Below are 12,385 nucleotides of genomic sequence, written 5' to 3' on the forward strand. Positions count from 1 at the left end.
AGGGAGCAAATTATGTCCTAGCAGCTTCGAATGAATCGCCTGAGTATAAAGGTGGCGTTAATGGAACGGAAGCAGCAATCCATGAAGTTCCAGAATACACAGCTAAGATAGATAGTGTAAAAGAAAAACAAGGAATATCAGGTGTTGCTGATGCGGTAGTACATGAACGTTCAGATCATAAGGAACCTGTACCTCTTGTTTCTCAATCTGTAATCCAAGATAAAACTTACCAAGCTCCGGTGGCTCGTGAAAAAGTGCTTCCAAATACCGGAAGTAAGGAGACAGCTACATTAGTTTCTGTTGGTTTGATGACGTCTTTCTTATCTGTCTTGACTTTAGGAAAAAAACGAAAAGATTAGTTTTTGCTTAATAAAATGATCATCATCATTCACAACGAAAAGATGGCAAGTTTCATTCTTGCTGTCTTTTTAAATTCATTCACCCTTTTTATAGTAATTTTACACCTCTGAAACTACTTTCAAACTAAGCTGTTCTATAAAATACTTTTGAAACTGAAATCTATTCTAATACATAGTATTGAAAGCGCTTTAAAAATGATATATAATAAAGCCATAAAAACAAAGAGAAGGAGGATAAAGGATGCCACAAATGAGTAAAGAAGCTTTGATTGAACAAATTAAAGATGGGATCATCGTTTCTTGTCAGGCCCTTCCTCACGAGCCACTTTATACGGAAGCGGGAGGAGTAATCCCCTTGCTAGTTAAAGCGGCTGAGCAAGGTGGAGCAGTCGGTATTCGAGCAAATAGTGTTCGCGATATCAAAGAAATTAAGGAAGTAACAAACCTTCCGATTATCGGGATTATCAAACGAGATTATCCACCACAAGAGCCTTTCATTACTGCTACTATGAAGGAAGTTGATGAATTAGCTGAACTAGATATTGAGGTGATTGCTTTGGATTGTACCAAGCGAGAACGCTATGATGGGTTAGAAATTCAGGACTTTATTCGTCAGGTTAAAGAGAAATACCCTAACCAGCTTTTGATGGCTGATACAAGTACCTTTGAAGAAGGTCTTGCAGCGGTTGAAGCAGGAATTGATTTTGTAGGAACTACCTTATCAGGCTATACATCTTATAGTCCAAAAGTTGACGGTCCAGACTTTGAACTAATTAAAAAGCTCTGTGATGCAGGTGTGGACGTTATTGCAGAAGGAAAGATACATACACCAGAACAAGCCAAACAAATCCATGGATATGGAGTAAGAGGCATCGTTGTTGGTGGAGCAATAACAAGACCAAAAGAGATTACAGAACGCTTTGTTGCCGGTCTTAAATAACACAATCTCAAAACAGAGGAGAGTGGTGGACGCGTCAAAATAATTAAAAACGTATACAACAATTGCTCACTATCCATTTTGGATACGCTCATAAAAATAGGAGAATACAAATGAAATTTAGAAAACTAGCTTGTACAGTACTTGCGGGTGCTGCGGTTCTTGGCCTTGCTGCTTGTGGCAATTCTGGAGGAAGCAAAGACGCTGGAAAATCTGGCGGAGATAGCGGAAAAACAGAAATCACTTGGTGGGCATTCCCAGTCTTCACACAAGAAAAAACTGGTGACGGTGTTGGTACTTATGAAAAATCAATCATCGAAGCTTTTGAAAAGGCAAATCCAGATGTAAAAGTTAAATTGGAAACAATTGACTTCAAGTCAGGTCCTGAAAAAATCACTACAGCTATTGAAGCAGGTACTGCTCCAGACGTACTCTTTGACGCTCCAGGACGTATCATCCAATACGGTAAGAATGGTAAATTGGCTGAGTTGAATGACCTCTTCACAGATGAATTTGTCAAGGATGTTAACAATGAAAACATCGTACAAGCAAGTAAAGCTGGAGATAAAGCTTATATGTATCCAATCAGTTCAGCACCATTCTATATGGCTATGAACAAGAAAATGTTGGAAGATGCTGGAGTTGCTAATCTTGTAAAAGAAGGCTGGACAACAGATGACTTTGAAAAAGTTCTGAAAGCTCTTAAAGACAAAGGATACACTCCAGGTTCATTGTTCAGTTCTGGTCAAGGGGGAGACCAAGGAACACGTGCCTTTATCTCTAATCTTTATGGAGCTTCTGTAACAGATAAAGAAGTAACAAAATATACAACTGATGATCCTAAATTTGTCAAAGGTCTTGAAAAAGCAGCGGGCTGGATTAAAGATGGTTTATTGAACAATGGTTCACAATTTGACGGTGGTGCAGATATCCAAAACTTTGCGAACGGACAAACATCTTACACAATCCTTTGGGCACCAGCTCAAAACGGTATCCAAGGAAAACTTTTGGAAGCAAGTAAAGTAGAAGTTGTAGAAGTACCGTTCCCATCAGAATCTGGTAAACCAGCTCTTGAATACCTTGTAAATGGATTTGCAGTATTCAACAACAAAGATGAAAAGAAAGTTGCAGCATCTAAGAAATTCATCCAATTTATCGCGGATGATAAAGAATGGGGTCCAAAAGACGTTGTTCGTACAGGTGCCTTCCCAGTTCGTACTTCATTTGGTAAACTTTATGAAGACAAACGTATGGAAACAATCAGTGCTTGGACTAAATACTACTCACCATACTACAACACTATCAATGGCTTTGCTGAAATGAGAACACTTTGGTTCCCAATGTTGCAATCTGTATCAAATGGTGACGAAAAACCAGCGGATGCTTTGAAAGCCTTCACTGAAAAAGCTAACGAAACAATTAAAAAAGCTACAAAATAATAAGCACTAATTCAGATTGACTCCTCCCTTTTCCCTGTACATAGCCTATGTAAGAAAAGGGAGGCTTTTATTTGAAATATTAAGAACAGTTTCATGAAAATTAAAATGAAGTTCTTACGTAAGTGAATCTTAAAAAATTTCATTTTGATTTTAAAAAAGTTCAAGAAAATCCAAAATATTCTATTTGTGAAAGAGAGGTGCCGACTGTGAAAGTCAATAAAATTCGTATGCGGGAAACAGTGATTTCCTACGCATTCCTAGCACCAGTATTATTCTTCTTTGTCCTATTTGTATTGGCTCCTATGATTATGGGATTCATTACAAGTTTCTTTAACTACTCAATGACTAAATTTGAGTTTGTGGGTTTGGACAACTACATTCGTATGTTTAAAGACCCAGTCTTTATGAAGTCTTTGATCAATACCGTGATTCTGGTTATTGGGTCTGTGCCAGTTGTTGTTCTATTCTCACTCTTTGTAGCATCTCAAACCTATCATCAAAATGCTATTGCTAGATCTTTCTATCGTTTCGTCTTCTTCCTACCAGTTGTAACAGGTAGTGTTGCCGTAACAGTTGTTTGGAAATGGATCTACGATCCACTATCAGGGATTCTAAACTTTGTCCTTAAGTCAAGCCACATCATCAGCCAAAACATTTCTTGGTTGGGAGATAAAAACTGGGCTTTGATGGCGATTATGATTATCCTTTTGACAACATCTGTTGGTCAGCCGATTATCCTTTATATCGCAGCGATGGGAAATATCGACAATTCATTGGTTGAAGCAGCTCGAGTTGACGGTGCAACTGAATTACAAGTTTTCTGGAAGATTAAATGGCCAAGCCTTCTTCCAACAACTCTATACATCGCAATCATTACAACAATTAACTCATTCCAATGTTTCGCCTTGATTCAGCTTTTGACTTCAGGTGGTCCAAACTACTCAACAAGTACTTTGATGTACTACCTATATGAAAAGGCCTTCCAATTGACAGAGTATGGATATGCCAACACAATCGGTGTATTCCTAGCAGTTATGATCGCTATCGTAAGCTTTGTTCAATTTAAAGTACTTGGAAACGACGTAGAATACTAAAGAAAGGAGACAGCTATGCAATCTACACAAAAGAAACCATTAACAGCTTTCACTGTTATTTCAACTATTATCTTGCTCTTGTTGACCGTGCTGTTCATCTTTCCGTTCTACTGGATTTTGACAGGTGCCTTTAAATCTCAACCAGATACAATCGTTATTCCACCACAGTGGTTCCCTAAAATGCCAACCATGGAAAACTTCCAACAACTTATGGTGCAAAACCCTGCCTTGCAGTGGATGTGGAACTCAGTATTTATCTCACTTGTAACTATGTTTTTGGTTTGTGCAACCTCTTCTCTAGCAGGTTATGTACTAGCAAAAAAACGTTTTTATGGTCAACGCATTCTTTTTGCAATCTTTATTGCAGCCATGGCTCTTCCAAAACAGGTTGTCCTTGTACCATTGGTACGTATCGTCAACTTTATGGGAATCCATGATACCCTCTGGGCTGTTATCTTGCCATTAATCGGATGGCCATTTGGGGTCTTCCTCATGAAACAATTTAGTGAAAACATCCCAACAGAACTTCTTGAATCAGCTAAGATTGATGGCTGTGGTGAGATTCGTACTTTCTGGAGCGTAGCTTTCCCTATTGTGAAGCCAGGATTTGCAGCTCTTGCAATCTTTACCTTCATCAATACATGGAACGACTACTTCATGCAGTTGGTTATGTTGACTTCACGTCAAAACTTGACCATTTCACTTGGTGTTGCGACTATGCAGGCCGAAATGGCAACTAACTATGGTTTGATTATGGCGGGTGCAGCTCTTGCTGCTGTTCCGATCGTTACAGTCTTCCTAGTATTCCAAAAATCCTTCACACAAGGTATCACTATGGGAGCTGTCAAAGGTTAAGAAGCAGTTCGTAGACAGTATAAGTTTGCTATTACTAACACTATCTAAAAACCTCCGACAGTATCTAAGACTGTTGGAGGTGTTAGTTTTAATCGCTTAATGATGATTTTTAAAGGAGAAAAAAATGATTTTTGACGATTTGAAAAACATTACCTTTTACAAAGGGATACATCCCAATCTAGATAAGGCTATCGATTATCTCTATGAGCATCGTAAAGATTCATTTGAACTAGGTAAATATGAAATCGATGAAGACAAAGTATTTCTAGTTGTTCAGGAAAATGTCCTCAATCAAGCTGAAAATGATCAATTTGAACACCATAAGAACTATGCAGATTTGCATTTGCTGGTAGAAGGACATGAATATTCGAGCTACGGTTCACGTATCAAAGACGAGGCAGTAGCATTCGACGAAGCGAGTGACATTGGCTTTGTTCATTGTCATGAAAAATACCCACTCTTGTTGGGTTATCACAACTTTGCAATTTTCTTCCCAGGAGAACCGCACCAGCCAAATGGCTATGCAGGTATGGAAGAGACGGTTCGCAAATATCTCTTTAAAATTTTGATTGATTAAAAATAGTATGAATTGTTTTTTGTAGACCTTTGACAATGATCTATCATGAAATTAATCTTTGTGAGGTAGAGAGATGAGGTCTTATTGTCAGTATGTTTATTCGTAAATGTCAGGTGTATGGCTGGATTGAAGTTCAGCAGAGTATTTATGGATGCGGTAGCGAGATTAGGATTACTGACAAAGATTTTACAAATAGATGTGAATCTAGTTGATGTATATGGTTGTATAAACTTTTAAAATATGAGAATGAAGGTACTTTTAATTTTTTTATTGAATATGTTAGCTTGGACAGTGCTTGCAATGATAATCCGTGGAGGGCTAGATGGATTTAATGAGCATACTTGGAGTACTATTTTAATTGCTTCGCTGTCCGGGATATATATAGATTATATGTCCATAGATAAAAATAGAAAAAAATCCAAAAGAAAAAATAGATTTGTTCATGGTAGGGACTTATGAAAGCTTTACTGACAAAAAAGAAAACAGTTTACAAAGAAAAATGATGGAGGAGCAAACATGTCACAAAAAGGAAGAAGTCTCATCAAGGCTGCATTTGATACAGATAATTTTCTAATGCGAATTAGTGAGAAGGTTTTAGATATTGTAACAGTCAATCTTCTCTTTGTAGTAACTTGTTTGCCTATTGTTACGATTGGAGTAGCTAAGATTAGCCTTTACGAGACAATTTTTGAGATAAAGAAAAGTAGACGTGTTCCAGTTTTTAGAACCTATCTAAGAGTTTTTAGACAAAATATAAAGCTGGGTTTTCAATTGGGTCTTTTAGAGTTGAGCATTGTCTTACTAAGTCTGTCCGACCTTTATCTCTTCTGGGGACAAACAGCTCTTCCTTTTCAATTAGTTAAAGCTATTTGTTTAGGTATTCTGATTTTCCTTACCATTGTGATGTTGGCTAGCTATCCAATCGCTGCACGCTATGATTTGACTTGGAAAGAAGTCTTGCAAAAAGGACTTATCTTGGCTAGTTTAAACTTCCCTTGGTTCTTTCTAATGTTAGCCATTCTTTTACTCATCATAATGGTTCTCTATCTATCAGCTTTTACCCTTCTATTAGGAGGATCCACTTTTATTCTCTTCGGGTTTGGGCTTCTCACTTTTATGCAGGTGGGTTTAATGGAAAAGTTATTTGCAAAGTATGAGTAAGAATTAATATATTTTCTAAAACTACTTTCAAAAGCTTGAAAACTATTTTTTAAGCGAGAAACTAAAATCTAAGTTCTCACAAGATATTGAAAGCCCTTTCTGTAAAGTGTATACTTAAATAGTAAAGAAAAAATCTGCTTTAGCAGTAAATAAAAAAATAATAGGAGAAAATCTATGTCAGATTTAAAAAAATATGAAGGTGTCATTCCAGCCTTCTACGCATGTTATGATGATCAAGGAGAAGTAAGTCCAGAGCGTACACGTGCTTTGGTACAGTACTTTATTGATAAAGGTGTTCAAGGACTTTATGTTAATGGGTCTTCTGGTGAATGTATCTATCAAAGCGTTGAAGACCGTAAATTGATCTTAGAAGAAGTCATGGCGGTTGCTAAGGGTAAATTGACTATTATAGCTCACGTAGCTTGTAACAATACTAAAGATAGTATGGAACTTGCTCGTCATGCAGAGAGCTTGGGAGTAGACGCCATTGCAACTATTCCTCCAATTTACTTCCGTTTACCTGAATACTCAGTTGCTAAATACTGGAATGATATCAGTTCTGCTGCACCAAATACAGACTATGTTATCTACAATATTCCTCAATTAGCTGGTGTTGCGTTGACGCCAAGTCTTTACACTGAAATGTTGAAAAATCCACGTGTTATTGGTGTTAAGAACTCTTCTATGCCAGTTCAAGATATTCAGACTTTTGTGAGTCTTGGTGGAGAAGATCACATTGTCTTCAACGGTCCAGATGAGCAGTTCTTAGGCGGTCGTCTCATGGGTGCTAAAGCAGGTATTGGTGGTACATATGGTGCGATGCCAGAACTCTTCTTGAAACTCAACCAATTGATTGCAGACAAAGATTTGGAAACAGCACGTGAATTGCAATATGCAATCAATGCAATCATCGGTAAATTGACTTCTGCACATGGCAATATGTACTGTGTCATTAAAGAAGTATTGAAGATTAATGAAGGGCTTAACATCGGATCAGTTCGTTCACCACTTACACCAGTGACTGAAGAAGATCGTCCAGTTGTAGAAGCAGCTGCAGCCTTGATTCGTGAAACCAAGGAGCGCTTCCTCTAATCCATAAGGAGGTATTTATGACACACTACGTTGCAATTGATATCGGTGGAACCAACATTAAATATGGTTTGATCGACCAAGAAGGCCAACTTGTTGAATCCCATGAAATGCCAACTGAGGCGCATAAAGGTGGACCTCATATCTTACAAAAAACCAAAGATATTGTAGCCAGCTATTTAGAAAAAGGTTCTGTAGCAGGGGTAGCTATTTCTTCAGCGGGAATGGTGGATCCGGAAAAGGGGGAGATTTTCTATGCAGGTCCTCAAATTCCTAACTATGCTGGGACTCAGTTTAAAAAAGAAATTGAAACTAGCTTTAATATTCCTTGTGAGATTGAAAATGACGTCAACTGTGCAGGTCTTGCGGAAGCTGTATCTGGTTCAGGCAAGGGAGCAAGTGTGACGGTTTGTTTGACAATTGGTACAGGTATCGGTGGATGCTTGATTATGGATGGGAAAGTATTCCATGGATTTAGTAATTCGGCCTGTGAAGTCGGTTATTTGCATATGCAAGATGGAGCTTTCCAAGATTTGGCTTCTACAACAGCTTTAGTGAAATATGTAGCTGACGCACATGGAGAAGATGTTGATCAGTGGAATGGTCGACGCATTTTCAAGGAAGCTACTGAGGGTAATAAGCTTTGTATGGAAGGTATTGACCGCATGGTAGATTACCTTGGAAAAGGACTAGCTAATATCTGTTATGTAGCCAATCCAGAAGTAGTCATTCTTGGTGGGGGCATCATGGGACAAGAAGCGATTCTTAAACCCAAGATTCGCACAGCTTTGAAAGAAGCTTTGGTACCAAGTTTAGCTGAGAAAACAAGATTAGAATTCGCCAAGCACCAAAATACCGCAGGTATGCTTGGGGCCTACTATCATTTTAAAACAAAACAATCCTAGTTTGGCTTAGCCAAACTAGGATTTTCTAATGCGATTTTGTCTACGGTAACCATTGAGTTTTTTATTTTCCCAATAGCTATTAAAAATTTTTTCCTTATTTTCACGATTGATTTCTAAAAAGTAGGCATAAATCAGGTCGATGAAAAGAAGTATGGGAAGTTGAGAGGAAATACGTTGAATGTAAGATGGTTGACTATGTGTGGCAACCAGAACTGTCTCTGTGTAAACCTGACTATTTTTATTAGGTACACTAGTGAAAAGAACGGTTTTTGCTCCCATTTCTTTAGCGTCCAGTAAACTATCCAATATAGAAAGAGTTGTGCCAGAAAGTGAGAAGCCAATGATTAAGCAATTTTCATCAATTATACTGGTTGTCCATGCAAAACCATCTTGATCTGTTAAGGCCTCACAGACAACCCCCAGACGCATAAAACGTAATTTCATTTCCCGAGCAACAAGCCCAGAACTACCTGTTCCAAAAAAATAAACACGTTCCGCATCTTCAATCAACTGAGCAATTCGTTCGAGTTGATCTTCATTAATCAGATCTTGTGTTTGTTCACGCATATTACGATAGCTTCTTAAAACACGCTTGGTAAGAGGGCTATGATTAGGAAGATGGTGATTTTGTTTACCTGCTTGCTGTTGGTATTGAAAAACAAATTCTCTGTAGCCTGTAAAACCACACTTTTTTGAAAAACGAGTGAGGGCTGCTTGGGAGACGTGTAATTTTTGAGTCACTTGTTGAGAAGATAAATCATCAGTAACGGTTTCTGCTTGTAAGAAATAGCGAGCAATTTCTTGCTCTAAGTCTGTCATTTCTTCAAAGTGCAAATCAATGATACTAGCAATATCAGTTTTTTCCATAAGGAAGGCTCCTTTATATGTATAATCCAGTGAAATAAGCCATTTTACTTATCGATTACATTTATTATAACATATATTTCAGATAGAACTAAAATTAAAAAAGCATTTTTCTTTTCCACAATTTTCTCCCTAAATTATGGTACAATGAAAGGTAAGATTTTATTTAGAAATGGGACTGATTTGTATGAGAAAATTTAACAGCCATTCGATTCCGATTCGGCTTAATTTATTGTTTTCAATCGTCATTTTACTATTTATGACCATTATTGGTCGTTTGCTGTATATGCAAGTTTTGAACAAGGAGTTTTATGAAACAAAGTTAGCTTCAGCTAGTAAAACCAAGGTCACAACTAGTTCGGCTCGTGGAGAGATTTATGATGCTAGCGGTAAGCCTTTGGTTGAAAATATAGCCAAACAAGTTGTTTCCTTTACTCGAAACAATAAAATGACAGCTACTGATTTGAAAGAAACTGCAAAAAAATTAGTTGCTTATGTTACTCTTACATCCCCTAATGTGACGGAACGTCAACTGGCAGACTATTATTTGGCAGATCCTGAAATTTATAAAAAAACAGTTGAAACTCTACCAAAAGATAAACGCTTAAGTTCAGATGGCAATCGTCTATCAGAATCAGAACTTTATAACAATGCAGTTGAAAGCGTTCAGCTTAGCCAACTAAACTACACAGATGAGGAAAAGAAAGTAATTTATCTTTTTAGCCAACTAAATGCGGTGGGAAATTTTGCTACTGGAAGTATTGCAACAGATACTTTGACAGATGCTCAAATCGCTCTGATTGCCTCTTCCTCTAAAGAGTTACCTGGTGTTAGCATTTCTACTTCCTGGGATCGAAAAGTCTTAGATACTTCACTCTCATCCATTGTAGGAAGTGTATCCAGTGAAAAAAGTGGTCTTCCAGCAGAGGATGCGGATGAATATCTTAAAAAAGGCTATTCTTTAAATGACCGTGTCGGAACGTCTTACTTGGAAAAACAATATGAAGAAAACTTACAAGGAAAACGATCGGTTAAAGAAATTCACTTGGATAAGTATGGCAACATGGAAAGTGTTGAAAATATTGAAGAAGGGACTAAAGGCAATAATATTAAGCTGACAATCGATTTAGCTTTCCAAGATAGTGTTGATAACCTCCTAAAAAGTTATTTTAATTCAGAATTAGGGAATGGTGGAGCTAAATATTCTGAAGGAGTGTATGCAGTAGCTCTCAATCCAAAAACTGGTGCAGTTTTGTCTATGTCAGGAATCAAACATGATTTAAAAACAGAAGAGTTGACACCTGACTCCTTGGGGACAGTGACCAATGTCTATGTTCCAGGTTCGGTTGTCAAGGCAGCAACTATTAGTTCTGGTTGGGAAAATGGTATCTTATCAGGTAATCAGACACTAACAGATCAGTCTATTGTTTTTCAAGGTTCATCTCCTATTAATTCTTGGTATACAGCATTTTCTGGACCAATGTCGATTACGGCAGTTCAGGCTCTGGAGTACTCATCAAATACCTATATGATACAAACTGCCTTAGGTCTTATGGGACAGACCTATCAGCCGAACATGATTGTCGGGACCAGTAATCTTGAGTCTGCTATGGGTAAACTACGTGCAACCTTTGCTGAATATGGGTTGGGTTCTGCAACAGGAATTGATTTACCAGATGAGTCAACTGGTTTTATCCCAAAAGATTATAGTTTTGCCAATTATATTACAAATGCTTTTGGTCAGTTTGACAATTATACTCCGATGCAGTTGGCCCAGTATGTAGCAACTATTGCCAATAATGGTGTACGTGTTGCCCCTCATATTGTTGAGGGAATTTATGGTAATAATGAAAAGGGAGAGCTAGGAGATTTGATTCAGCAACTTCAACCGACCGAAATGAATAAAGTCAAGATTTCAGAATCTGATTTGAGTTTATTGCACCAAGGATTTTATCAAGTGGCTCATGGCACTAGTGGCTTGACAACAGGGCGTGCATTTTCAAATGGGGCCTTGGTGTCTATTAGTGGTAAAACAGGTACAGCTGAAAGCTATTTAGCTAATGGTCAGCAAGCTACCAATACCAACGCTGTTGCCTATGCACCATCTGATAATCCACAGATTGCCGTTGCGGTTGTTTTTCCACACAATACTAATCTAACAAATGGAGTTGGCCCATCAATCGCGCGAGACATTATCAATCTTTATCAAAAACACCATCCAATGAATTAGAGAGGAAATTATGCTATATCCAACACCTATTGCCAAGTTGATTGACAGTTATTCAAAGCTTCCGGGAATCGGAATTAAAACAGCTACTCGCCTAGCCTTTTATACCATTGGGATGTCTGATGATGATGTCAATGAATTTGCAAAAAATCTTCTTTCTGCAAAGCGAGAATTGACCTACTGTTCGATTTGCGGTCGTTTGACAGATGACGATCCATGCTCGATTTGTACGGATTCGACTAGGGATCAGACAACCATCTTGGTGCTCGAAGATAGTAAAGATGTGGCAGCTATGGAAAATATTCAAGAATATCACGGGCTCTACCATGTTCTACATGGACTGATTTCACCTATGAATGGTGTCAGTCCAGATGATATCAATCTAAAGAGTCTTATGACTCGCCTCATGGATAGTGAAGTTTCTGAAGTTATTGTAGCAACCAATGCGACTGCAGATGGGGAAGCAACTTCCATGTATTTATCTCGATTGCTCAAACCAGCAGGGATAAAGGTGACGCGTTTAGCAAGAGGACTAGCAGTAGGAGCAGATATTGAGTATGCTGACGAAGTCACTTTATTACGAGCTATTGAAAATCGTACAGAATTGTAGATTGGCTTTTAAAAATCATTTTAGTGGAGTTTATCTGTCTATCCAACAGATCAAATCATCTTACCAAGAATGCTGATATTCGAAAACATCTTTTTTAAGAGCAAATCGAATAAATGGCTCTTAAATGCCATAGAAATAATCATTAATTCACTAGAAGCCTTGTCCCTCACTTAAATAGGGATGAGGTTTTTATGTTTTACAGATAGTGTTAATCGTTAGAATTGTAGTAGTAAATTATCAAAATAATTTAAAATCCTATATAAAAATA

General features: G+C 37.7%; 13 protein-coding genes. 12 read left to right on the plus strand and 1 reads right to left on the minus strand.

Features of this window, described 5'->3' with window-relative positions:
* From HMPREF1117_RS08535 to HMPREF1117_RS08575, 10 genes are all read left to right on the plus strand, one after another.
* Window positions 1-359, plus strand: a 359-nt coding sequence (locus HMPREF1117_RS08535) for an SIALI-17 repeat-containing surface protein (protein WP_000420064.1), incomplete at its 5' end; no start/stop codon positions are given.
* 241 nt (window positions 360-600) lie between these two features.
* Complete coding sequence (locus HMPREF1117_RS08540) at window positions 601-1,299, plus strand: N-acetylmannosamine-6-phosphate 2-epimerase (RefSeq protein ID WP_001135915.1); 699 nt, start codon at window positions 601-603, stop codon at window positions 1,297-1,299.
* A 110-nt stretch (window positions 1,300-1,409) separates the two neighbouring features.
* Window positions 1,410-2,735 carry an ABC transporter substrate-binding protein gene (locus tag HMPREF1117_RS08545; protein ID WP_000672130.1) on the plus strand — a complete coding sequence of 442 codons (1,326 nt, stop codon included), beginning with the start codon at window positions 1,410-1,412 and terminating at the stop codon, window positions 2,733-2,735.
* 227 nt (window positions 2,736-2,962) lie between these two features.
* Complete coding sequence (locus HMPREF1117_RS08550) at window positions 2,963-3,829, plus strand: carbohydrate ABC transporter permease (protein ID WP_196793362.1); 867 nt, start codon at window positions 2,963-2,965, stop codon at window positions 3,827-3,829.
* A 15-nt stretch (window positions 3,830-3,844) separates the two neighbouring features.
* Entirely contained in the window at window positions 3,845-4,684 is an 840-nt protein-coding gene (locus HMPREF1117_RS08555; protein ID WP_001192120.1) for a carbohydrate ABC transporter permease, read from the plus strand.
* Between the two features lie 124 nt (window positions 4,685-4,808).
* Window positions 4,809-5,261: a YhcH/YjgK/YiaL family protein gene (locus HMPREF1117_RS08560; RefSeq protein ID WP_000575440.1), complete on the plus strand. Its 453-nt coding sequence runs from the start codon at window positions 4,809-4,811 to the stop codon at window positions 5,259-5,261.
* 246 nt (window positions 5,262-5,507) lie between these two features.
* Window positions 5,508-5,720, plus strand: a complete 213-nt coding sequence (locus HMPREF1117_RS12015; RefSeq protein ID WP_000866253.1) for a hypothetical protein — start codon at window positions 5,508-5,510, stop codon at window positions 5,718-5,720.
* A 57-nt stretch (window positions 5,721-5,777) separates the two neighbouring features.
* On the plus strand, window positions 5,778-6,422 hold the full coding sequence (locus HMPREF1117_RS08565) for a YesL family protein (protein ID WP_000078518.1): 645 nt from the start codon (window positions 5,778-5,780) through the stop codon (window positions 6,420-6,422).
* A gap of 174 nt (window positions 6,423-6,596) precedes the next feature.
* Window positions 6,597-7,514 (plus strand): dihydrodipicolinate synthase family protein, encoded by a 918-nt coding sequence (locus HMPREF1117_RS08570; protein WP_001281497.1) that lies wholly within the window; start codon window positions 6,597-6,599, stop codon window positions 7,512-7,514.
* Between the two features lie 17 nt (window positions 7,515-7,531).
* Window positions 7,532-8,416, plus strand: coding sequence for an ROK family protein (locus HMPREF1117_RS08575; RefSeq protein ID WP_000150258.1), 885 nt, complete (start codon window positions 7,532-7,534; stop codon window positions 8,414-8,416).
* 15 nt (window positions 8,417-8,431) lie between these two features.
* Here the strand turns inward: HMPREF1117_RS08575 and HMPREF1117_RS08580 are convergent, their stop codons facing one another.
* Window positions 8,432-9,283 carry a MurR/RpiR family transcriptional regulator gene (locus HMPREF1117_RS08580; RefSeq protein ID WP_000415814.1) on the minus strand — a complete coding sequence of 284 codons (852 nt, stop codon included), beginning with the start codon at window positions 9,281-9,283 and terminating at the stop codon, window positions 8,432-8,434.
* Window positions 9,284-9,452: 169 nt separating this feature from the next.
* Between HMPREF1117_RS08580 and pbp2b the strand changes: the two genes are divergently transcribed.
* Both pbp2b and recR read left to right on the plus strand, forming a co-directional pair.
* Window positions 9,453-11,510, plus strand: a complete 2,058-nt coding sequence (gene pbp2b, locus HMPREF1117_RS08585) for a penicillin-binding protein PBP2B (RefSeq protein WP_081480277.1) — start codon at window positions 9,453-9,455, stop codon at window positions 11,508-11,510.
* A gap of 10 nt (window positions 11,511-11,520) precedes the next feature.
* On the plus strand, window positions 11,521-12,117 hold the full coding sequence (gene recR, locus HMPREF1117_RS08590; protein WP_000966757.1) for a recombination mediator RecR: 597 nt from the start codon (window positions 11,521-11,523) through the stop codon (window positions 12,115-12,117).
* The last annotated feature ends 268 nt before the right edge of the window (window positions 12,118-12,385 follow it).

The organism is Streptococcus sp. SK643 (assembly GCF_000259505.1).
Lineage (GTDB): Bacteria > Bacillota > Bacilli > Lactobacillales > Streptococcaceae > Streptococcus.

What these genes read in the sequence shown, in the direction of transcription:
- HMPREF1117_RS08540 (WP_001135915.1), top strand. Translation starts at nt 601, where the DNA reads ATGCCACAAATGAGTAAAGAAGCTTTGATTGAACAAATTAAAGATGGG.
- HMPREF1117_RS08545 (WP_000672130.1), top strand. Translation starts at nt 1,410, where the DNA reads ATGAAATTTAGAAAACTAGCTTGTACAGTACTTGCGGGTGCTGCGGTT.
- HMPREF1117_RS08550 (WP_196793362.1), top strand. Translation starts at nt 2,963, where the DNA reads ATGCGGGAAACAGTGATTTCCTACGCATTCCTAGCACCAGTATTATTC.
- HMPREF1117_RS08555 (WP_001192120.1), top strand. Translation starts at nt 3,845, where the DNA reads ATGCAATCTACACAAAAGAAACCATTAACAGCTTTCACTGTTATTTCA.
- HMPREF1117_RS08560 (WP_000575440.1), top strand. Translation starts at nt 4,809, where the DNA reads ATGATTTTTGACGATTTGAAAAACATTACCTTTTACAAAGGGATACAT.
- HMPREF1117_RS12015 (WP_000866253.1), top strand. Translation starts at nt 5,508, where the DNA reads ATGAAGGTACTTTTAATTTTTTTATTGAATATGTTAGCTTGGACAGTG.
- HMPREF1117_RS08565 (WP_000078518.1), top strand. Translation starts at nt 5,778, where the DNA reads ATGTCACAAAAAGGAAGAAGTCTCATCAAGGCTGCATTTGATACAGAT.
- HMPREF1117_RS08570 (WP_001281497.1), top strand. Translation starts at nt 6,597, where the DNA reads ATGTCAGATTTAAAAAAATATGAAGGTGTCATTCCAGCCTTCTACGCA.
- HMPREF1117_RS08575 (WP_000150258.1), top strand. Translation starts at nt 7,532, where the DNA reads ATGACACACTACGTTGCAATTGATATCGGTGGAACCAACATTAAATAT.
- HMPREF1117_RS08580 (WP_000415814.1), bottom strand. Translation starts at nt 9,283, where the DNA reads ATGGAAAAAACTGATATTGCTAGTATCATTGATTTGCACTTTGAAGAA.
- pbp2b (WP_081480277.1), top strand. Translation starts at nt 9,453, where the DNA reads ATGGGACTGATTTGTATGAGAAAATTTAACAGCCATTCGATTCCGATT.
- recR (WP_000966757.1), top strand. Translation starts at nt 11,521, where the DNA reads ATGCTATATCCAACACCTATTGCCAAGTTGATTGACAGTTATTCAAAG.